The following is a 20,218-nucleotide window of genomic DNA, read 5'->3' on the forward strand; positions in this document are numbered from 1 at the left end:
TATCCTACTTTATGGCAATGGCAGTAATCGGTACTTTGTTATTTTTCCCTGAGCTTGATGTAATAATCCGCGCCATCGCCTCTTCCGTGATGGGTTTCAATATATAGCTGACCGCATTCGTTTCAACGGTGTCGAGAATAGCAAGAACCTCATTTGGTCTATCCTGATCAAGCAAGATCCTTTCCAGCTCTTTTGCGGCATTTATTTCATCTTCTATGATCAAAATTTTCATGACTTTATCACTGGCAACTTTACGGTAAATAGGGTTGAATTTTTTTCGATGACGATATGCTGGGCAAATAGAAGTTGGTAACGGTTCATTAAATTGTTTAATCCGACCCCCGTTGAATAATAATTCGTTTTTTTTAGGGATAAAACTATTGCTGATTACAAGGAACACCGGGTCATTGTAAACCGCTATCCACAATTCTTTTGTTCCTGATTCCGTATGCCGTATTATTGTTTAGCCATTTGCTGGTGGGACTGGCTGGCAGCGGCAATCTTTTATATGCTAATCAATGCCGCTTTTTCGGGCATATGGCCGATACCTACTATGCGCACCATGTGGGTATGCACCATGCCGAAAACAATCTCAAAGACGACAAAAGCTCCACCATGTCTTACCAACGTGACTCGCTGAAGAGCTTCTTGGTTATACGACCTCGCTGCCTATTTGAAAAAGAGAAACCGGAAAAAATTGATGATGGTTGCCGTGCTCTTGCTCGCAAAGCGATATGATCCGTTGGCCAGGAATTTTGTGAACATCGGGAACCGATTTGCGTCAGAGGAGACTGTTATCGCGTTCTTAAAAGAAAGAACCGCACGATTCACTGATTATTAAAAGGCGCTTACTGCAAGTGGTCCGCTTGCAGCCGCACTCAACGGGCCGAAAACTTTTTTCCATATCGGCTGTTTCTCCCACAAACGTAGCATCATGAGCACAGAACACATCCATGACCGCCAAGAGGCTGTCGAAAAGTTGATGCGCTTGGTAAAAGACATCGATTTTTGCATTTTCTGCACCGATCTCGCCTCGACCCCCATCGAATCGTCACCCATGAGTACGCAGGAGGTGGATGAAGACGGCAATTGCTGGTTTCTTGCCAGCAAAGACAGTACGAAGTACCGCAATATCCATAAGGACCCGCACGTACAGCTTTTTTACGCTGCGCCGGGCGATTTCAAGTACCTCACGGTCTACGGCAGGGCCGAAGCGCTGTACGATCGGCGGCGCATCGAAAAATACTGGAACAAGTTTGTGGAGGGATGGTTTGAAAAAGGCATAGACGACCCCAACATCATTCTGCTCAAGGTGAATCCCGAAGAAGCTCATTACTGGGATACCAAAAGCAACAAGATGATTGCCTACGCCAAAACACTTTTCAGCGCGTTTACCGGCGCTAAAAACGACGAGGGCCGGGAAGGCGAGTTAAAGGTATGATGCACGGAACCACTGGACGGATTTAGCGGCCTACCGCTCAAAGCGCTAAAGGGAGGAAAGCCTTCTCGGTAAGGTGCTTCCAATATCGCCGGGGGACGTGCCGGATGTGCAACGTGGTGTTTTTGCGCGATGGGATCGTGGCATTCTTGAAATAACCTTGCCACAGGGTTTGGTACAAGACTTCCTGTTCTGCCAGGAGATCGGCGGGGAGTACGCCTCGATGCTTGCCTGTGTGCTGGATGAAATCAATCGTCACCTCGCTCACGCCGCTGCCGTCGTAGTGGATGCCATAGTCGCGGCGGCGGTCGTAAATCGTCCATCGCTGGTCTGCGTAGCGGTTTTTGAAATGGCGGCTGATTAAGGGTAATACGTTGAAATCAGGCTCCACCAACGCGAAAAATATGCCGTCAGCCAATTGCTGAAACCGCACAAAGGCTTCCATACGGTGCTTTTCGCGGTGCACTTTCCGGTGGAGCTGGGCCACATACAGCACATGTGGATTGCCGTAGTTGGCAATGACATCACCACCATGGTTGATGATGTAACAGGCCAAATCAAAAAGATGCTGAAACCCTTCCGGCTGTTCGCCCAAAAAGGCGGCATAAAGACGCGACATCCAATCCGTGTTCAGCCGTTTTCCAAGGCCTTGCCACACCCGGCGGGCTTTCGTATCATCAGACACGACCGCAACGGGCTCATCCATCAGCCCCGGGGCATATCGCTGTTGCGGCGCGATCCGTACCGGATGTTGCTTCCGGTCGTAGCGCTCAAAAACAGCGGTTAACAGACCGATGAACGTGCCGTCAAACAGGTATACCCACATCTCAGAACAAGGATAGTTGAAGCACGGACTTTTCGATATACTTGCTGGTGGTTGAGGCCAGTATCTGGGCGCGTATAACATTGGCGGTGGGGTCGCCGATTGAAAAGGGACTGTCTGCACATCGGATAAAATGCCTCGCGCGATTCACCGCTACACCGATTTGCTTCAGTTGGTCAAACCGCAGGCTGCCGAATTTGCGGGCTTGCACGATTTTTTTTGCCGATCCGACACCGATGCCGGGCACACGGAGGATGAGGCGGTAGTCGGCCGTATTGATGTCTACGGGAAATTGCTCCATATGGCGGAGTGCCCAACTTAGCTTTGGATCGATTTCGACATCCAGGTGAGGATGCAAGGGATTCAATAGTTCATGCACTTCAAAACCATAAAACCGCATCAGCCAATCGGTTTGGTACAACCGGTTTTCGCGCAGCAGCGGGGGCTGTGTACCCATGGCTGGCAACCGGCTATCGTAGCTGATGGGAATATAACCGGCGTAGTACACGCGTTTCAGGTTATATGTCTTGTAGTAATGATGGGCCGTATGCATAATGTCCATGTCAGTTTCAGGGGTGGCCCCAACGACCATCTGGGTGCTCTGCCCGGCGGGCACGAAGCGTGGCACATGCCGGAGGAGCTTGCGCTCTTCCTTGAATTGGGCAATGGACTGGCTAACCAATTGCAGGGAATGCTTTACGGGCGCATGCGACTTTTCGGGCGCGAGCAGTCTGAGGCCCTGCTCGGTGGGCATCTCCAGGTTGATGCTCATCCGATCGGCATATAACCCGGCCTCGCGGATGAGCGCTTCGCTCGCGCCGGGTATGGTCTTCAGGTGGATATATCCATTGAACCGCTCCTCGGTGCGTAGCTTTTTGACGATGCGCAGTAAGCGCTCCATGGTGTAATCGGCATCCTTGAAAATACCCGAGCTGAGGAACAACCCCTCGATATAGTTGCGGCGGTAGAAATTGATGGTCAGATCGACGACCTCCTGTACCTTGAAGGCCGCCCGTTTGATGTCATTGCTCCGGCGGGATACGCAGAATGCACAATCGTAGATGCAATGGTTGGTCAATAGGATCTTGAGCAATGACACGCACCGCCCATCTTCCGTGTAACTGTGGCATATGCCTGAAATATGGCTGTTTCCCAAACCGCCTTTGGTGTTTTTCCTTGTGCCGCCGCTTGATGCGCAGGATACATCGTACTTGGCCGCATCAGCTAATATGTTGAGTTTTTCCGTTATTTCCAATGTTTACTTGCTATATATATGATAACAAAATTAGCAAAATAAATACAATTGAACAAAATGTTTTAAACTTCCGATCAGCTCATTTAATTTCATACAGCTAGCTAATTTATCGACGACCTTGGGGGTGTAAGATAAGATATTGTGGACAAGTTGAATTAGGTTCACAAAAAAATAGGACATTCAATAGCGGCCCGACAGAAAGGGGAAGGTCACAGTATCTCTTGCAACTGGAACTAAATATACTTCGTGAAAAACTTTAAAAAAAGTTAGCTTTTTCATTTTTTCCGGACGACACTCAGGTTAAACATCGGAATGTCGACAGCGAGAAAAAGGTTGAAGTGCGGTTTTAAATGGATTTTGTTACTACTGGCTGTTACCGGTGTCGTCCATTGCCAACCCGCTCCGAAGGAAAGGGGCAGGTAGAACGGAAATCCATAGACAACTTGAAGGCTGGGGGAAATAAGGCCCACCAGGTTTACATCCTGCTGATACGCTCCCTCGTTGTCCAGCTTATAACGGATAATACCGCCGATATCAAACATTCCAGCTAACAGACTTGCACTACCGGCCTTCCGCCAGCCGCGACTCAAAGCGAGTCCAATCGGTGCGGTCAATCCATATTGATTACTGAACCCAGTACCCCCTGTCTTATTTCTGGCGAAGTAACCTCCCACGTACGCATTGAATGCGAGATTGAAATCTGTTTCTTTTTTAATTCTGGAACTGCCGGATGGGAGTGCATAAGATTCCAGTAACGACTCTACCTGCTGCCCATTTTCGGCTTGACCCAGTGCTGCAAAAAGTTTATAATATTCAGTCACCTTGTACAACTTAAAAACATATTTATCTGCGTTTTTTTTCTGCCAATCCAATTCTTTCAGCTGTTGCTCCAGGTAATCCTGCTCACGCGATAAGCTTTCCTTTTGGTCATAAACCGTTGCCTTTTCCAAAAGTGTGGTGGGGCTTAAACCGTTTATTGCATTGAGTTCCTTTTTAATAGTCATAATGCGATTGTTGATTGCTTTGACATCCTGATCTATCCTTCCATTAACGTCATTAACCAAATCCTTCTTAAAATCGGCTTCTCCCTTTCTGTCTTCCATATACCGGCTAACAAGATCCAGCAAATGAACCAAGTCGTCAATAGCAAGGCTGTATTCTTGCTGCGAGAGTGCCTTAATCATGTTGATCGTATGCCCGGAAAAGGTTGGCCAATATCCGCTTATCCGCTGTAGTTCCTGTTGAACCAACGTGTTGGTTCCTCGATCTGCTATAAACGGTTCACAGAGCAAGATCGTATTCATAATGACCTGGTTGTAGATGACATATCTTTCCGGAGAAAAAAACGGCTTGCCCCACAACGGGCTGGTTCCGTTGTCAGCCTCTTTAATTTTTGGTAATTCCATCGCTAGTTTCTGAATGGTTTCGGATGCAACCGAAACCTTATCAAGCAAATCACCGAATTCAATATCACTGGATCCCTCCCACCCTTCTAGTAACGCCGACGCCGTCACATTCCCGGAAACGGACCAGAACGGAATATTCTTACCCTTTTGGTATAATAGCCCTAAAAAGTAACGGGCCAATTCGGCTTTGTTGGCTAATTTACCATTTGTTATTTTTTCGATCTCACTGGTTGAAATATAATCAAACTCGCTACCCTCAGCCTGTGCCAGCGTTTTCTTACGCAGGTTATCAGAAGCTAGCACCACCACGCGTACAAAACCTGAATAATTGTTCTGTGCTTCCAAAAACCGGCAGGTATCCAAATCATGGATGCTTCTGCTAATGTTCTTTTTCCCATCCAGCGCTGTCAGCATTTCCGATGCGGTAAACAGCAAGGTCATCAGTGGAACCCTTTTATTATACTCCTGATACCTGGGTATCGAATATAACCCCGGTAAATGCGCCGGAAAGTGGCTGAAATCTTCCTGCAAGGCGCTCTTCATCGCATTCAGGGTTTTGGCATAGTCATACGCTGCAACTGGCTTAATCAGATTCATTGTCCGGGGAAAAAGCACATCAAATTCGGAATAATGTTTCGTGAAATCTTTCAGCCGCTGGATGACGGCCACCGAAAGTTCTCCTTGGGCACGTTTAATGAGGAAATCTGCTGTCCCATTACTCAGGTTGCTAAATACGCTGGTCGTCCCAAGTCCGGATTGGGAATCTACAAAAAGCTTCTCAATTTGGTTTAATAAGATTGAGCCAGATCCAAAACGCTTTGGAGCAACATCCAAGATATCCTTTAAAAAGGGGTTGCTCGCATATGCGGTTTTAATTTCGTCACGGGAAGCCGTGTCTGGCAGGCCCACATTGCGGGCGAGTATCCTAATAATGATTCCTTCTGAGTCTGCAGAATCTGTAAACGTAGCAGGCAACGGTGCTGTTTGCCCGACACCCCCTAATACTCCGGTCAATGGATCAATGGTGTGATAACCTCTCGCATCGGGCATCATGATGACATTTATGCCGTGTTTAGCATTCATCAGTGCAATGGCATCGTATATGGCGGACTGGCTATGCTGCGCAAGTGCCGAAGGCCCGGTAAAAAACATATGGACCAATAAAATCCAGAAGTAAAGGGGTGATTTCATAACTTGTCTATGCTGGCCAATGGCTGGAGGTTTGACTGCAACTTGAATAACTTTTTTTTGATTTGCGCGTTACTGGTTTTCTTCAGTTGATGATCCCGATAAGTGTAAAAGGAAAGGCCTAAATCTGTGAAAACAGACAGATAGGTTTGCTCGGCATGAAGAAATTCAACGAAACAAATTTTCTGTTTACCTCGTTTATGCCTGTACTTTTCTTCTATTGCATTGAGCGCTTCGACAAATTCCCCTAATTTAGCACCGGAAAAGGCATGTAAAAAAAACAGGCGTTGGCCCCGGAAATAAAAATCGAGGCCCTGAACCACCTCCTTGCCCTGACTGATTAACACGCGGTAACCTTCCGGATCCGAAGCGCTGATTTCAGGCTCATTGTAATCTCTAATCTGCTGTATTTGGATGACGCCTGCGATATAAAACTGTTTGTGTTCCGTTTGGGGTAAAGGAATTGCCTGCTTTTTGATTAATCCGCGTGTCTGCCGCTTTAAGCGGATGATAATTGCCGGCGGATACTGGTCGGAGGTAATAGCCATAATTAAAAGAATTATACAGTGAGGTATGAACGAATCCATTGCCCCTTAACATTTCTGTAATTATTCAAAAACTGCGGATAAGTCATCGACAATAAAATTGGATCATTTGGGTCTGCAATCCGTAGCATCAAATTTCCGGTGGTATCGTTGAACGCGCCATAGATAATAACTGCATGGCCACCTCCAAGGTGAGGCAGGTATAACTGGCACCCGATAAGATGTCCGTCATTCAGGTAACTGACTACGTCCTCCTGCGACAAGGAACCATTAAACGATTGTCCCAAGTGATTGATTGAATTGAGTGCTACGCCAAGATCAGCGGTGTCGTTGCAATAAGGAACAGGAGGACTAGTGGCGCAGATCGGTTTACCGGTTACTTTGGCCACAATTTGTTTTTGACTCAGCGATGGGCTGCCATAATACTTGCACACGCTTGCTGTCACAGCTGCCCAGCACAAGTTTGACATACCCTGTTTTTCAATCGGAAAATCAAGCAAGGTGACCGATCGATTTCCGATCCCTACCATTTCTGCTGGTATAAACAACGCCGGGTTTAATTCCATAATGCACCTCCTCCCTTAAGGGAACTTTATCTTATCCCGTAGCTGCATGACATTGTCTACCGTGATGTCAACGCCAAAGGCGAAAAGAAAGATCACAATCAATTCATCTGTTTTACCAATAAAATCAGGGGCATAAAACTTAAAAGCAATAAGCGCCAAAACAAACCACAGTAAAAATGTTTGCACTAACGAATAAACAAGCCAGTGCTTCCTGGCCTGGTGCAACCTGACGGAAACCGGTGCAATTCCTGGGATTTGGCCTGTAAATTGGATTCCGACCGGTAATGGATCATGCTCATAAACAGTCAACACTTCCATGTCGACCCCAGTCATTGTCCCATCTAATAAGGCTACTTTTGGTTCTTGCTCGAATACGCTCCAATGTTTAGCCAATGTCACCAATACGTTGCTGTCCATTTCGCGATAAGGGTCTCTCAAGATACCATCAATTGATTGCTTCCAAGCTTCAAAACTTTGGTAAAACGATTGCCATGACCCGGATCCTCCGCTCTCGATTTCCAGTTCATAGAATCGTTTGGTCAATCTTCTCTTTATAAGTTGTAATATATTGTCAAAGTTTCGCTTAATCTTGTCTGCCAACGCTACTCCGATGGAGACCGGGGTTTCAACCGTTAGGAGCTGTGTCAAATCGGCTTTGATCCCTTGCATAGCAGGTGATATGCTATCCTTGATCGGATCAGGGTTTATTTGCGGATATACGTCATACTCTTCAATTGCTAATACCAACCCGTCAAGCTTACCTGCAAATTCGCTAAGAAATCCTTTCATCCTATTGGTCGCATTTTTGATATTCGCCTTCGCGTTTTCCGAATCCCCCTCTTCCAGGTTGGCTTTTGCCGAATGGTAGTCGTTTTCAGCCTCAGCTAGCTTTTCTTTTATAAAAGGCGCATAACCTACGGACTCAAAACAGCTGGAAATTTCCATCCATTCCTTTTTCGCTCCGGCTATTCTTTGTTCAAAATCCGATTTGCACGCTTCAAACTGTTGAAGAGTCGAATTCATTTCATTTTCAAGGGTGTTGGTAGACTTCAACATATCCGCAAAGAAGGTATGTTTCTGTAGTTTGGTGTCCAAATCATTTATCAGTTTTGCTACCTCTGTTCTGAATTTACCATCCTTTACACGATCCTTTTCCTGCGTCATTTTCTCCAGCAACGCCAAGGCACTTAATTTTGACTCTTCCGAGTCCTTTTTATTTTGCAAATAGTGCCTTACCACCCATCCCAACAATAGGCCGGAAAACAAACAGAATAACAAGCAAAAACCGCCACGTTTTTTGACTATTTTGATGGGGACAACCAATTGCTCTTTCATCTCCGGCGAAAAGAGTTCAAAACTACCGACTGTCACACCCAAGGGTAAATCCTTCTTAAACTCGTCTGGGACATCATATGTCACCCCGATAACCGAACCCGCAGGGATTCGGTGAGGATTTGTAACTGTCAATGTGGCACTGGTGTTTGCTTTTTTAAAATAAGGCACTGCTATAATAAGGCTGTCGATTCCTGCTTGCAATCCGGTTTCCTTAATCAGCAGCGGGTTGAGCTTCAGTTTCCCTGCTACGATTTCCACGCGAACAGTATCAATAAAAGTCAAGGCCACCGCAGGTTTTATGATAGTAAACGGCACCGGGATATCTACCTGATTTACCGAAAAAACAATCTCTCCCTTATATGTCCCATGTTTCCGAAGGGAGCCAACATTGACCTCAACGGTGATACAAGGGATATCCCCCTCCGATTTGGTGATTTTGAACGCGTCTACAAAGCTTTTGTCCGAGTAGTTATTATGGCTGATATATGAAGGCCTATTATATTTGAGTACAACGTCCTTAAAAGTAATTGCCGGATTCAGTAAAAGGGGAATTTCCAGAATCGTCGGTTTTTTGCTATCGTCTATACGGATGGTATCCGAAATGCGAAAACGAATTAGGTCATTGCCACAGGTGACATTGACCGAATGGATGAGTGATAAGATCAATATAAAACCACCAAACCGAGTGACTGTGGAATATAAAAAATTCATTTTAGGTTGATTTTTTTAGGATGTTATTGGATTTTATTCGAAAGAACGACAATATGAAACAACTCTTTCCGACCGGCACGGTAACTACCTGATCAAAATAACACAATTTAAACCAAAAATCCAATCCCTTGATTAATTTTTTATTAGGAATCACCAATGCCAACAAGTCCGCCTATGCGGTTATCAGTTACTGGTAAACTGGCTCCGTTATTTCTTTCTCTTGTCCAGATCAGCGCAAATTTTTTGCACAGAATCGATTGGTACCTCGGCCACTCCTGCAGTAGCCACATCATCCAATCCCGGGTCGATAGTGGCTTCGATTATCTTATTCTTTTCATTAGGCATACGGCAGACATAACAAAAACTAATTTATTTAGTTTTTTAAACCTTAAGAACCATTTGATACGAGGTTTGTTATCAAAAATATCACAGGCAAATTAATACATGGAATTATGGCAAAGTATTCGAAAAAAGCAGGCGAGAAAGTTGAGCAGGCTTTGCATGAAAAGAAAGAAGGAACGCTGAAAAGCGGCAGCGGGAAGAAAGTGACCTCCAAGAAACAGGCCATTGCCATCGGGCTATCGGAAGCCCGGAAAGAGGGTGCTAAAGTCCCCAAAAAGAAAAAGGAGACTGCTGCGAAAAAGAGCTAGGATCAAGGATGATTCAGGTCCGTTCACGGGAACTCACTGGATAAAGCTCCGGCAACGGATCGGGTTGCACGTGGAATACCCGCCGATTTTTCGTTTCTTTGCAAACAGACCGAGCGGTATCTTCTATGAAAAAGGCAGCAGCGACCCGATTGATGATCCTGGAGAAAGCTTTCGAGCTGATTTACATCAAGAGCTACCAAACGACAAGTGTAGACGAGATCATTGCGACGACGAAAGTGACAAAGGGAGCATTTTATTACCATTTCAAAACCAAGGATGAAATGGGACTTGCCATCTTGCACGAAATCCTGAAGCCTGCACTCGCCAACAGCTTTATCCAACCCTTGCAGCTCCAAGCCAATCCGGTAGTTGCTATATACGATCTCATGCACGGGCTTCTGATGGAAAATGAATTCCTGAAAGTGGAGTACGGCTGCCCGGCTGCCAATTTCACCCATGAGATGACTCCCTGGAACGCGGATTTCCGAAAGGTACTGGACGAAATCACCCGGGAATGGGAAACGGCCATGGCTACAGCCCTGGAAAACGGGAAGGAAAAGGGATTCATCCGGAAGGACGTCAATAGCAAACAGGTCACACTATTCGTCATGTCGGGCTACTGGGGAATCCGGAATTTCGGGAAACTTGAAAACAGCAAATCCATCTATTTACCTTACTTACAGGAGCTTAAAAACTACCTACATAGTTTATCTTAATTTTTCCCTTTAAAACATACCGATTAGTATGTTTTTAGATTACCTTTGGCGCAGAAAAATCATCACCGCGTCATATGTATCCGACATTATTGCTACTGCATTCGTTTGCCCGCTGGGCGGTCTTGATCCTGATCGTGTATTCCATTTACCGGGCAGCGGCTGGCTTGATTAGTAACCGACCGTTCGCTAAAACCGACAATGCCTTCCGTCATTGGACGGCGACGGCGGCACACATCCAGTTGATGATCGGCATGCTGCTTTACACGCAAAGCCCGCTCGTGTCGTCTTTTTGGCACCACTACCGAACCGCCTTTCACGATTTGAACCTGACATTCTACGGTTTAATCCACTCCGCCCTTATGCTGGCCGCCATTGTCCTGTTGACCATCGGCTCGGCCATGGCAAAACGGAAACCCACCGACGTAGAGAAATTCCGTACCATGTTAGTCTGGTTCTCCGTCGCGCTACTTATCATTTTCATTGCTATTCCCTGGCCATTTTCGCCCCTGTCGGGCAGGCCCTATCTTCGAACATTTTAATCATGAAAACGTTTTTTACCACCACCATCGGACGGCTAAGGCTCTGTGCCTTCATAGAGGGCTTATCCCTGCTTGTCCTCGTTTTTATCGCCGTGCCGCTGAAATACGGATTTGACCAGCCTGCGTTGGTCAAAACCATCGGTCCAATCCATGGCGCACTGTTCCTGCTATTTGTATTTAGTGCGCTGCGAGTCGGCGTGGAACAGCGATGGAAATTCAGGGAAACCACGTGGAAGGTGCTCTTAGCTTGTTTCATTCCATTCGGCACCTTTTATATTGATTATACCCTGCTCCGTAAGCTGCATGCCAGGGAACAACAGAGTGGTAAAACACCCAATTAGGGGTGTATGCGCAATCAAGTTACCTATATTCTTCCATTCTTGGGTGGATAAAGTTCATGATGAATTTACGGAAATGGTGAGCGCCCGAAAACATTGTCTGGCCCTATCTTGTTGTAAACCTGTCAAAAGTTTCGAAATAAAAATAGAAGAAGGCTATGAACAAATTATTCAGGGCATTGATTGCAGGATGGGGAGCGAGAAAACTCGGGTTGGGGTGCATCGGAACCATCATCGTATTCATTATACTTTACTACCTGTTGGGTTATGTATTCAGATAACAGTACATTCGCTATGATGAGTAAAGCCTTATTATTGTAACAGAAAGGCGTAACATAACCTATCAATCAATTTTTAGGCCTTTCAAAAAATATTTTTTTAACGCCAGCCCAGTCCGGGTGCAACATGCTCCAGAATAGCGGAGAGCACGTGTACATTGTAATCAACACCTAACGTATTGGGTATCGTCAACAGCAGGGTATCCGCTTCCTGGATGGCTTCGTCCTGGGCCAGTTCCTTGATGAGTTGATCCGGCTCAGCAGCATAACTTCTTCCAAAAATGGCGCGTTTATCCTGTTCAATAAATCCGATTTTATCTACCCTACCCGTCTCCTGACCAAAGAAATAGTGGTCTTGCTCGGTGACTAACGCAAAAATAGACCGACTCACCGAAACCCTTGGCTCGCGCTGGTGCCCTGCTTTTTTCCACGCTTCTTTGTACAGCCTGATCTGTTCTGCTTGCTGTACATGGAAAGGCTTACCGCTTTCGTCGTATTTCAGGGTGGAGCTCTGCAGGTACATGCCGTTTTCGGCGGCCCAGACCGCTGTTGCATTGGAAGCAGCTCCCCACCAAATACGTTCGCGCAGCCCTTCGGAGTGTGGCTCCAACCGTAACAGGCCCGGTGGATTCGGAAACATAGGGTACGGGTTTGGCTGGGCAAATCCGACGCCTTGTAGCTTATCCAAAAACTCCAACGCTTTGCGGCGTCCCATATTGGCATCGGTTTCTCCTTCTCCTGGTTCGTAACCGAAATAGCGCCAGCCATCGATTACTTGCTCTGGCGAACCTCTACTGATGCCCAGCTGTAATCGCCCCTCCGAAATTAAATCAGCTGCTCCGGCATCTTCCACCATATACAGTGGATTTTCATAACGCATATCAATGACAGCGGTTCCGATCTCTATTTGGCTTGTTTTGGCACCAACAGCCGAAAGCAAGGGAAATGGCGAGGCTAACTGGGCCGCAAAATGATGCACCCGAAAATACGCCCCATCCAAACCAATTTCTTCAGCGGCAACAGCCAAATCGATGGACTGAAGCAACGTATCACTTGCTGTACGGGTTTTATAAGCCGGATGATTGGACCAATGTCCGAACGATAAAAATCCTATTTTCTTCATAAATCGTTTACAAAGGTAATGATTATCATTAAAGGCACACGTCAATGACGTCAGGCACTTTCAATCCCTTACCAAAGTATTTCGCCGTTTTCCGGGTTATATTCGTCACTGAAAAATTTTCCACTGGGGCCATCAGCCCCAATTGTGGCATATTTAACCACTCGCTTTGCGGCTTCTTCGGCAGTTCCAGTCCCATTATGATTGTTAAAATCTGTGGAGGTGAAACCCGGATCAACCGCATTAATCTTAAAGGACGTACCACACAACTCATATGCTAAAACGATGGTATACATGTTTAATGCTCATGGGCGGCTTTTATGGAAAATTCGTCGGTTACATCCAGTTGAACAGCTTCCACTTTGGTCAACCCATCGGACTTAAGTTTCTCAACCGCTTTCAAACCATTTTCAAGGTTTCTGCTTCCAAGAAAAACAAAGTATCCCCGTTTCAACAACGCCCGGGCTACTTCAAACCCAATGCTGTTATTGGCACCTGTAATTAATGCTGATTTCATATCTTTATTAGTTATTTGCTATTGCAAAGTTCGCGTACGCCGCTATGAAACCACTGAACATTTGTTAAAAGAGCATTCACCGTATATTTCTCCGTATCCTACTTAGGGATTGAGGGGCTATTCCCAAATATGACGCTATGTAGGACAAAGGAATCCGGTTTGCCAGATTTGGATATTTTTTCATGAATTCCAGGTAACGGGTTGTAGCACCCTGTGAGACCAAGGGACTAATTCTTTCCAGTTTCTAAGCAAGATTTCTTCCCCTGTGCATACACGGCGATGATGTGGTTTACGGTCCGCGCGTCCTGACGCCAAGCGGCTGCAAACCATTCTGCGAGGTCGTCATTCACGTAACGCTGATAAGCACCCGAAGGCATGAGGTGATTTTCAACCAATTGCTGCAGCACCGCTTCACGCCGAGCGAGCTCAGCCAGCCGCATGGCCACACTATCTATTTCTGCGGACGTAAACGGCATGGCAGCAGCATAACACGCTGCACTATCGCCACAGGCAGTCAATGACTCGGCTAACCGTTGCCGCTTTGCCTGTCCGAGTCCAGCCAAAACGGCATCCGATTCGATGACTTTCCTCACTAATTGATCTGCTTCAATCAAGGTAAGTAAGTAAACGTTTTTAGCTTGTGTAAAGGATGTGCCGGCAATAAGCCGGTAATCTTCCCGAGGCTGGCCTTGTACGCCGATTGTCAACCAGTTAGCCAAAAAAAGAAGGGGTAGAACGGGTATGAATCGTTTCATACTTCAAAGCAAAGAACGGCGTATTAAACCAGAATTAAACGGGCATTAAATCTTAACGTGAATAAAGGCTTCATCCACTTTGATGACCTTTTTCTTTTCATTTCGATTTAACAGTAAAAGCCGTGCAATCGGTCTGCCGGTAAAACTTGAATAGTCGCTTAAAACAATTGAACAATGAAAAAAATGTATGTTGGAAAATGGCTCGTAATTAATCTTGTAGTATTTGCGCTGACGGCTGCTTGTTCGAAAGATACGGATGAACCGCAGCCAGAACCACCTGAACTGACACAAGAGGATATCAGCGGAATCGACGAACGGATGGAAAATTTCATCACCGACCATGGTTTTCCGGGAGCATCCTTGGCGGTCAGCAAGGACGGCCAACTGGTATACCGCAAAGGCTACGGCCAGGCAGATGTGGAGAGCGGGGAGGAAGTAACCGCCGACTCGCGATTTCGCGTGGCCAGCGTGAGTAAGCTGTTTACTTCGGTGGCGGTAATGCAACTGATTCAGGATGGTAGATTGGCCATGGACCAAAAAGTGTTCGGACCGGATGGGATACTGGCTACCGACTATGGTACACAACCGTATAAGCCCTATATCACGGATATCACCTTGAGTGATCTGTTACACCACACGATTGGTGGCTGGGGCCAGGATAATGACCCTGCTTTTTTCGATCGCAGCCTGGACGCCGATGGTGTAATCAATTGGACCGTCGACAATCTGCCGCTCGCCAATGCGCCTGGCAGTGCTTTTGCGTATAGCAATTTCGGCTATATGCTGCTGGCCAGCGTCATCGAAAAGACCAGTGGCAAGCCGTATGCACAGTATGTGCAGGAAGAAATCCTGAATGAAGTGGGTGCAACGCAAACGGCCATCGCTAGTACTTCATTGGCCGGTAGGCTGGAACAGGAGGTGAAGTACTACGGCCAAGGTGGCGACGTCAACTTTGTGTATGACTACACCCAGTTTGCCCGGGCAGCCGGCGCGTTCGGCTGGCTGAGTACACCGACGGACCTGCTCCGCTTTGCGACAGCGGTGGATGGCGCAGGTACGCGGCCGGACATCCTAACCCAAGCGACCATTGAAACGATGACCACGGTGACGCCGGCAAGCAAGGGATTTGGATTCGACTTCGGGTGTGGCTGGGTCGTGCAGGGCGATGAATGGTTTTGGTGGGGAAGCCTGCCCGGCACGTTTGCCATCTTATATCGCAACGGCAATGGCATTTGTATTGCCGCAGCGGCAAACGGGCGTCGGCAACCGACGCCTGAAAACGGATTGTATGGCTTCATCAACATCATCAATTACATCGCGTTCGAGGAAACTATTCCCTGGCAGGATATCGATCAATTCTGATGATCCGGTGATTGATTGGTTATTTGTGCCATAAAATTTAAAGAATAGATATAATGCATTAAATTAGCCGAAAGCAATTGGCCTCCTGATGGATCAATCTGATTTTCGGCAAATGAACCGCACGATAATTGAACGATTGCGGTATGATGAAACGGCGACTTTAAATGCCTTGTATGTGCAATATTACCGGACATCGGTGCACTATGTGCTGCAACATGCGGGGTCTGAAGATGATGCCAAAGATATTTACCAAGAGGCATTTCTCGCGGTGTGGCGCAATGTGCAATTGGGACGGTTTGTGCCGGCCGATGAGCAGGAATTTGGTGCTTACCTTGCGCGTGTGTGCAAAAATAAGTGGATAGACGAACTGCGACGGCGACGGAGCAGGCGCATGCCGGTAACGGACGAACAGGCGTCAGCTAGTGCGGTGCCGGACACTACCGATGAAATCGACACCTACATTGATGCTGTGAAAAGAAACTATCGGCACTTGGGTACGCGTTGCCGGGAATTGCTCCACCGGTTTTATTTCCGGAGGCAGCGCCTCCGGAAAATAGCCGATGACTTTGGCTGGACGGAAGCGAGCGCAAAGAACAACAAATACCGGTGTCTCAAGCAATTGCGCGAACTGGTAATCAAGGAAGGAGGGAACTAATGCCACGGAAATCATCCTATGAACTGCCCGAGAATGAACTGGGCTACATCGTCCGGTACTTACAAAACGAACTGGAGAAAGCGGACCGCGAACGCTTTGAAGCACGACTTGCGTTGGAGCCGGACCTACACCTGAAAGTGGAGGAGGTAAATGCATTGCTAACGGGCGTCAGGGAGGTACACCTTGCAGCGCAGCTCGATAGCTTCCATCGGGCGGTGGACGTGCAACAGCCGTCAGGCCATGTGCCGCGTAAGGTCGTCCCGCTTTACCGCAAGTGGTGGGTAGCGGCGGCAATGGTAGTAGCGGTCTTTGGCGTTTGGTGGGTACTGTCTTCCACGCCTGCTCCTGATCGTTTGTACAGCACGTACTTTGTGCCTGATGCTGGACTACCCGTAGCAATGAGCAGTGCGGGGGATACCAGCCGCTATCTATTTTATGACGGCATGATTAGCTACCAAGAGGGAAACTATACCGAGGCGTTGACAAAATGGGCATCGGTAACCGGCGATATAGCCGATACGGATACGCTCCTATACTACCGGGGCATGGCGTATATGGGACTTGATGATATTGAAAAGGCGATGGAGTACCTGCTGCCTGTGGCAAATGAACGGAAATCGGCATTCGAAGAAGCGGCTACCTGGTACCTAGCGCTGTGCTACCTGAAAATGGGTGAAGTGAAGACCGTGGCTTCGCTGCTGCGGCGTATACCGGACCACGAACAGGCGCGTCAACTGCTGGAAAAGCTGGAATGAACCATGAAACTAACCTTACTATCCGTATGCCTGATCAGTTGCTTTGCCTTCTCGGCCCCGCGGCAGGAAAACGACTATGAAAAGGCTACCCGTACCTACCGGGAGAATAAGCTGGATAGTGCGGCTTATTATATTGGCAACGCCCTGCACCGCTATCGGGCAACCGACCAGCGAGATAGTTTGGTCTTTGCATATGTGCAGCAGGCACTCATCACTTGGTCACAGCACGGCTTAGAAGAGGCGCTACGCCTGACAGACACGGCCGTGGCCATTGCTGAACAACTGCCCAGATCACATGCAGCCGTAGTAGCAGCCTACGGCAGAATGGGCCAGTTGCTCACCCAGCAATATGCATTTGAGGCGGCAGCCCGCTACTTCAGCAAAGCAGAGGCTGTCATGGACGCCAAACGAGCGCCCAGTAGGCATGATGTGCTGCTGTACAACTACATAGCCATCCGGCACCTCATGCTGGAGGGCTATGAACCCGCTAAACAATATGCCCAGCGCGCCTATACGCTAAACCTGCAACTGGAGGGGATAAATGGCTGGGATATGCCCAGTATCTTGCAAACCCGCTATTTCATCAGCCGGTACAGCGAGGACTATGAACAGGCGTTGGTGGATGGGTTGGCTTTTCAGCAGGCCATCCAACGGCTTTACCCGCCAGACCATCCCAATGTGGGTACCATGCACAATAGCCTGGCCATTATTTACGAGACGTTGCGCCGCTACGAAGAGGCCCTCTACCATCGCCAACAGGCGGTGAATATCCAATTCAACAATTACCTTCATGTCGACAACAGCTTTTCGCTGGCTGCGGCCTACCAGAATCTGGGCAACCTCTATGGTTATATCAATGAACCCTTCTTGGCGCAAGAGTACCTGGGCAAAGGGAGTAGGTTGCTAATGCAAACCTACGGCGAAGACGGACTGGGCATGGTAAAGGTACTGGTGGATTTAGCGGTAAACAAATCCAGAATCGGGCAGTATGACGAGGCCGAAAAGCGCTTCCAACAGGCGTATGCACTACAAAAGCAGCATGCCCCCGACGACCAGATGGGCATGGCTTATGTGGAGAATTTTTTCGGTGATCTGTACTTCGACCAGCAACGGTACGAAGCGGCGGCCGACTGGTATACCCGGGCGCTGGAGCGGTATAAACGAGCCAATGCAATGCACTTGGAACTGGCCTTGCTGATCCAACGCAACTTGGCGGTAATAATGGCCGCCACGGGGCAACAGCAAGCGGCGATTGCTATGCAGCGCTCGGTTTTGGCCAGCTTCCGCAAGCTTTACCCGCCCGGAAACGATGCCATTGCGGATAAACTGCATCACCTCAGTATGCTGTACCTGCAAATGGGCCAGACGGAGCAAGCGCTTGCGTTTTCGGACAGTGTCTTCGCCGAGCTCACATTGCATACGCCGTTGCCGCTGAACGTCGCCGACTGGTTTCATCATCTACCATTCAGCTACGCTACCATGGTATACATCCAGCAGCGGACGCAAATCCTGTATCAATTGGCTAGCCAATCCAGTGAGCGGCACCGGCTGGATGAGGTGCTGGCGCTTACGGATCAATATACCCGTTTCGTATCGGATAATCTGCATGCCTTCCGTACGCAGGCTGCCCTGATTGATTTGGCCGCCATCAATAAGAAAATCTATTCGGTGGCCATCGAGGTGAGCTGGGAACTAGCAAACGGCGATCAATCGTACCTCGAACGGGCATTCGCCTACGCCGAGCGCAGCAAAGCCCTGCTGATGCGACTGGCGGCCAATGGCATGCTGGTGGATGCGCAGCAAACGGAAAAAGATATCGTGGCCCGGCGCGACCACGACTTCCGCAGACGGATAAACACGCTAAACCTGCAATACTTGAATAGCCGTCGTGATGATTCGTTACTGACCCTACTGTCTGCCACCATGGAGGGCTACCGCGTTTTTCAGGATAGCCTCAAAAAAACCCGCAACGACTTGTTTTGGGCCAAGCATGCGCTCGAACCGCCTTCTCTTGCGGATATCCGGAACACGTTGCTCACCAACAAGGAAACATTGGTGGCTTACGCGGTGACCGAACAAGCTATCCTGATATTCGTGTTGACGCCCCAGACCTTCCGCGCCCTTCGCATCGGCCGTGAAGTACTCGACGATGCCAAAAGCCTACGGGAGCTTCATGGGCTCACGGCCGCAGCGTTCGTAGCACCCGCGCACCGATTGTATCAAGCACTCATCAAACCGGTGGAACCTTATTTTACTTCCAACCGGCTGCTTATTGTGCCGGACGCGGAACTGTATCTACTCAACTTTGAAGTGCTACTGGCTGACCAGCAGGAGAAACGGTTTTCGCGTATGCCTTATCTCATCCACACCTATGACCTCTCCTACTTGCTGTCTGCGGCAAGTGCCGTACAATTCAAGGCTGCTCATCGTGCTAAGACGAAGGAGCGGGCATTGCTTTTTACCCCGGTATTCACGGACGAGATGAAGGCCATGTATCGGAAGAACCTCAAGCAGCATGGGCTCGAAGATAGCGATTACCTATACCTCTACCGGCAACCTTTTGCATTGCAGGCCGCTCGGCAAATTGGCAGTGTGGTTGCGCATGACTTATATGCCGAACAGGATGCACAGGAGCAAGTATTTAAGCAAGTGGCTCCCGACTACCGGATATTGCACCTCGGTACCCATGCCGAGCTGAACGATGAGGCGCCGCTACTGTCACGGCTGTTCCTAGCCAAGGCATCTCCGGGCGACACGCTGAATAGGGAAGATGGCTACCTGCATGCCTACGAAATCTATGCCATGCAACTACGGGCCGAACTGGCCGTGCTGACCGCCTGCGAGACGGGTGCCGGCGCGTGGCGTAATGGGGAAGGTGTGATCTCACTCGCTCACAGCTTTATGCATGCCGGTTGTCCGAGCGTGGTGATGAGCCTATGGAAGATTGACGAAAAGGCGAGCATGGACATCATCGCCCGGTTTTACGATCGGCTCGCCAAGGGCGACAGCAAAAGTACGGCGCTGCGGAACGCCAAGCTGCACCTGATGGAAAAGGGTGACGAGCGGCTGGCCCATCCGTACTATTGGGCGGGATTGGCGTTGATAGGCGATAACGCGCCGGTGTACGGCAGTGTCACCACATACTATTGGACGGCCGGGCTTGCGACTGCCATGCTATTGGGAATGGTTATTTTCGTATTTCGCCGATCAAGGAATGGGGACAAGTGATGGTTTGTGAATCGATGTTACTTATGCCCGTCTGAAGA

At 48.3% G+C, this 20,218-nt stretch carries 22 protein-coding genes; 11 read left to right on the plus strand and 11 right to left on the minus strand.

The genetic code is table 11. From position 1 onward, the window contains the following. Nucleotides 1-4: 4 nt before the first annotated feature. Nucleotides 5-427 (minus strand): hypothetical protein, encoded by a 423-nt coding sequence (locus tag BMW65_RS00095; protein WP_177180930.1) that lies wholly within the window; start codon nucleotides 425-427, stop codon nucleotides 5-7. A 5-nt stretch (nucleotides 428-432) separates the two neighbouring features. Here BMW65_RS00095 and BMW65_RS24020 point away from each other — a divergent pair, with 5 nt between their 5' ends. Then, on the plus strand, nucleotides 433-738 hold the full coding sequence (locus BMW65_RS24020) for a hypothetical protein (protein ID WP_090601813.1): 306 nt from the start codon (nucleotides 433-435) through the stop codon (nucleotides 736-738). Nucleotides 739-934: 196 nt separating this feature from the next. Beyond that, the gene (locus BMW65_RS00105) at nucleotides 935-1,441 is read left to right on the plus strand and encodes a pyridoxamine 5'-phosphate oxidase family protein (RefSeq protein ID WP_090601814.1); all 507 of its coding nucleotides are present in this window, start codon (nucleotides 935-937) and stop codon (nucleotides 1,439-1,441) included. A gap of 37 nt (nucleotides 1,442-1,478) precedes the next feature. Here BMW65_RS00105 and BMW65_RS00110 read toward each other — a convergent pair whose 3' ends face one another. The 6 genes from BMW65_RS00110 to BMW65_RS00135 all read right to left on the minus strand — a co-directional run bounded on the left by BMW65_RS00110 (nucleotide 1,479) and on the right by BMW65_RS00135 (nucleotide 8,838). Further along, nucleotides 1,479-2,264: a TIGR03915 family putative DNA repair protein gene (locus BMW65_RS00110; protein WP_090601816.1), complete on the minus strand. Its 786-nt coding sequence runs from the start codon at nucleotides 2,262-2,264 to the stop codon at nucleotides 1,479-1,481. A gap of 1 nt (nucleotide 2,265) precedes the next feature. Beyond that, the gene (locus tag BMW65_RS00115) at nucleotides 2,266-3,516 is read right to left on the minus strand and encodes a putative DNA modification/repair radical SAM protein (protein ID WP_090601817.1); all 1,251 of its coding nucleotides are present in this window, start codon (nucleotides 3,514-3,516) and stop codon (nucleotides 2,266-2,268) included. A 275-nt stretch (nucleotides 3,517-3,791) separates the two neighbouring features. Beyond that, nucleotides 3,792-6,113, minus strand: coding sequence for a hypothetical protein (locus tag BMW65_RS00120; RefSeq protein ID WP_090601819.1), 2,322 nt, complete (start codon nucleotides 6,111-6,113; stop codon nucleotides 3,792-3,794). After that, the gene (locus BMW65_RS00125) at nucleotides 6,110-6,658 is read right to left on the minus strand and encodes a hypothetical protein (protein WP_090601821.1); all 549 of its coding nucleotides are present in this window, start codon (nucleotides 6,656-6,658) and stop codon (nucleotides 6,110-6,112) included. The genes BMW65_RS00120 and BMW65_RS00125 overlap by 4 nt, the downstream gene beginning before the upstream one ends. An 11-nt stretch (nucleotides 6,659-6,669) precedes the next feature. Further along, nucleotides 6,670-7,221, minus strand: coding sequence for a papain-like cysteine protease family protein (locus tag BMW65_RS00130; RefSeq protein ID WP_090601822.1), 552 nt, complete (start codon nucleotides 7,219-7,221; stop codon nucleotides 6,670-6,672). 15 nt (nucleotides 7,222-7,236) lie between these two features. Next, nucleotides 7,237-8,838 (minus strand): hypothetical protein, encoded by a 1,602-nt coding sequence (locus tag BMW65_RS00135; RefSeq protein ID WP_143053741.1) that lies wholly within the window; start codon nucleotides 8,836-8,838, stop codon nucleotides 7,237-7,239. An 881-nt stretch (nucleotides 8,839-9,719) separates the two neighbouring features. On the opposite strand from BMW65_RS00135, the gene BMW65_RS00140 reads away from it, so the two are divergent. The 5 genes from BMW65_RS00140 to BMW65_RS24640 all read left to right on the plus strand — a co-directional run bounded on the left by BMW65_RS00140 (nucleotide 9,720) and on the right by BMW65_RS24640 (nucleotide 11,791). Further along, nucleotides 9,720-9,917 (plus strand): DUF6496 domain-containing protein, encoded by a 198-nt coding sequence (locus tag BMW65_RS00140; RefSeq protein WP_090601826.1) that lies wholly within the window; start codon nucleotides 9,720-9,722, stop codon nucleotides 9,915-9,917. A gap of 125 nt (nucleotides 9,918-10,042) precedes the next feature. After that, the gene (locus BMW65_RS00145; RefSeq protein WP_090601828.1) at nucleotides 10,043-10,633 is read left to right on the plus strand and encodes a TetR/AcrR family transcriptional regulator; all 591 of its coding nucleotides are present in this window, start codon (nucleotides 10,043-10,045) and stop codon (nucleotides 10,631-10,633) included. 74 nt (nucleotides 10,634-10,707) lie between these two features. Beyond that, a complete protein-coding gene (locus BMW65_RS00150; protein ID WP_090601829.1) occupies nucleotides 10,708-11,172 on the plus strand; it encodes a hypothetical protein in 465 nt (154 codons plus the stop codon). 2 nt (nucleotides 11,173-11,174) lie between these two features. Further along, nucleotides 11,175-11,513 carry a DUF3817 domain-containing protein gene (locus BMW65_RS00155; RefSeq protein ID WP_090601831.1) on the plus strand — a complete coding sequence of 113 codons (339 nt, stop codon included), beginning with the start codon at nucleotides 11,175-11,177 and terminating at the stop codon, nucleotides 11,511-11,513. 155 nt (nucleotides 11,514-11,668) lie between these two features. After that, nucleotides 11,669-11,791 carry a hypothetical protein gene (locus tag BMW65_RS24640; protein ID WP_262497287.1) on the plus strand — a complete coding sequence of 41 codons (123 nt, stop codon included), beginning with the start codon at nucleotides 11,669-11,671 and terminating at the stop codon, nucleotides 11,789-11,791. Nucleotides 11,792-11,888: 97 nt separating this feature from the next. Here the strand turns inward: BMW65_RS24640 and BMW65_RS00160 are convergent, their stop codons facing one another. From BMW65_RS00160 to BMW65_RS00175, 4 genes are all read right to left on the minus strand, one after another. Further along, nucleotides 11,889-12,911: an LLM class flavin-dependent oxidoreductase gene (locus BMW65_RS00160; RefSeq protein ID WP_090601832.1), complete on the minus strand. Its 1,023-nt coding sequence runs from the start codon at nucleotides 12,909-12,911 to the stop codon at nucleotides 11,889-11,891. A gap of 68 nt (nucleotides 12,912-12,979) precedes the next feature. Continuing rightward, on the minus strand, nucleotides 12,980-13,204 hold the full coding sequence (locus BMW65_RS24500; RefSeq protein WP_245747420.1) for a Rossmann-fold NAD(P)-binding domain-containing protein: 225 nt from the start codon (nucleotides 13,202-13,204) through the stop codon (nucleotides 12,980-12,982). Between the two features lie 2 nt (nucleotides 13,205-13,206). Further along, nucleotides 13,207-13,425, minus strand: a complete 219-nt coding sequence (locus BMW65_RS24505) for an SDR family NAD(P)-dependent oxidoreductase (RefSeq protein WP_245747423.1) — start codon at nucleotides 13,423-13,425, stop codon at nucleotides 13,207-13,209. A 227-nt stretch (nucleotides 13,426-13,652) separates the two neighbouring features. Beyond that, nucleotides 13,653-14,180, minus strand: coding sequence for a hypothetical protein (locus BMW65_RS00175; RefSeq protein ID WP_090601834.1), 528 nt, complete (start codon nucleotides 14,178-14,180; stop codon nucleotides 13,653-13,655). Nucleotides 14,181-14,354: 174 nt separating this feature from the next. On the opposite strand from BMW65_RS00175, the gene BMW65_RS00180 reads away from it, so the two are divergent. From BMW65_RS00180 to BMW65_RS00195, 4 genes are all read left to right on the plus strand, one after another. Beyond that, the gene (locus BMW65_RS00180; RefSeq protein ID WP_090601835.1) at nucleotides 14,355-15,542 is read left to right on the plus strand and encodes a serine hydrolase domain-containing protein; all 1,188 of its coding nucleotides are present in this window, start codon (nucleotides 14,355-14,357) and stop codon (nucleotides 15,540-15,542) included. Nucleotides 15,543-15,654: 112 nt separating this feature from the next. Beyond that, nucleotides 15,655-16,197: an RNA polymerase sigma factor gene (locus BMW65_RS00185; protein WP_177180931.1), complete on the plus strand. Its 543-nt coding sequence runs from the start codon at nucleotides 15,655-15,657 to the stop codon at nucleotides 16,195-16,197. After that, entirely contained in the window at nucleotides 16,197-16,952 is a 756-nt protein-coding gene (locus BMW65_RS00190) for a tetratricopeptide repeat protein (protein ID WP_090601837.1), read from the plus strand. Before BMW65_RS00185 ends, BMW65_RS00190 begins: the two co-directional genes overlap by 1 nt. Nucleotides 16,953-16,955: 3 nt before the next feature. Continuing rightward, nucleotides 16,956-20,180: a CHAT domain-containing tetratricopeptide repeat protein gene (locus tag BMW65_RS00195; RefSeq protein WP_090601838.1), complete on the plus strand. Its 3,225-nt coding sequence runs from the start codon at nucleotides 16,956-16,958 to the stop codon at nucleotides 20,178-20,180. Nucleotides 20,181-20,218 lie beyond the last annotated feature (38 nt).

This window comes from Parapedobacter koreensis, from assembly GCF_900109365.1.
Taxonomy (GTDB): Bacteria; Bacteroidota; Bacteroidia; order Sphingobacteriales; family Sphingobacteriaceae; genus Parapedobacter; species Parapedobacter koreensis.

Excerpts from the sequence above, each read along its gene's own strand:
- BMW65_RS00105 (WP_090601814.1), top strand. The coding sequence starts at position 935 with ATGAGCACAGAACACATCCATGACCGCCAAGAGGCTGTCGAAAAGTTG.
- BMW65_RS00110 (WP_090601816.1), bottom strand. The coding sequence starts at position 2,264 with ATGTGGGTATACCTGTTTGACGGCACGTTCATCGGTCTGTTAACCGCT.
- BMW65_RS00120 (WP_090601819.1), bottom strand. The coding sequence starts at position 6,113 with ATGAAATCACCCCTTTACTTCTGGATTTTATTGGTCCATATGTTTTTT.
- BMW65_RS00125 (WP_090601821.1), bottom strand. The coding sequence starts at position 6,658 with ATGGCTATTACCTCCGACCAGTATCCGCCGGCAATTATCATCCGCTTA.
- BMW65_RS00130 (WP_090601822.1), bottom strand. The coding sequence starts at position 7,221 with ATGGAATTAAACCCGGCGTTGTTTATACCAGCAGAAATGGTAGGGATC.
- BMW65_RS00140 (WP_090601826.1), top strand. The coding sequence starts at position 9,720 with ATGGCAAAGTATTCGAAAAAAGCAGGCGAGAAAGTTGAGCAGGCTTTG.
- BMW65_RS00145 (WP_090601828.1), top strand. The coding sequence starts at position 10,043 with ATGAAAAAGGCAGCAGCGACCCGATTGATGATCCTGGAGAAAGCTTTC.
- BMW65_RS00150 (WP_090601829.1), top strand. The coding sequence starts at position 10,708 with ATGTATCCGACATTATTGCTACTGCATTCGTTTGCCCGCTGGGCGGTC.
- BMW65_RS00155 (WP_090601831.1), top strand. The coding sequence starts at position 11,175 with ATGAAAACGTTTTTTACCACCACCATCGGACGGCTAAGGCTCTGTGCC.
- BMW65_RS24640 (WP_262497287.1), top strand. The coding sequence starts at position 11,669 with ATGAACAAATTATTCAGGGCATTGATTGCAGGATGGGGAGCGAGAAAA.
- BMW65_RS00160 (WP_090601832.1), bottom strand. The coding sequence starts at position 12,911 with ATGAAGAAAATAGGATTTTTATCGTTCGGACATTGGTCCAATCATCCG.
- BMW65_RS24500 (WP_245747420.1), bottom strand. The coding sequence starts at position 13,204 with ATGTATACCATCGTTTTAGCATATGAGTTGTGTGGTACGTCCTTTAAG.
- BMW65_RS24505 (WP_245747423.1), bottom strand. The coding sequence starts at position 13,425 with ATGAAATCAGCATTAATTACAGGTGCCAATAACAGCATTGGGTTTGAA.
- BMW65_RS00175 (WP_090601834.1), bottom strand. The coding sequence starts at position 14,180 with ATGAAACGATTCATACCCGTTCTACCCCTTCTTTTTTTGGCTAACTGG.
- BMW65_RS00180 (WP_090601835.1), top strand. The coding sequence starts at position 14,355 with ATGAAAAAAATGTATGTTGGAAAATGGCTCGTAATTAATCTTGTAGTA.
- BMW65_RS00185 (WP_177180931.1), top strand. The coding sequence starts at position 15,655 with ATGAACCGCACGATAATTGAACGATTGCGGTATGATGAAACGGCGACT.
- BMW65_RS00190 (WP_090601837.1), top strand. The coding sequence starts at position 16,197 with ATGCCACGGAAATCATCCTATGAACTGCCCGAGAATGAACTGGGCTAC.
- BMW65_RS00195 (WP_090601838.1), top strand. The coding sequence starts at position 16,956 with ATGAAACTAACCTTACTATCCGTATGCCTGATCAGTTGCTTTGCCTTC.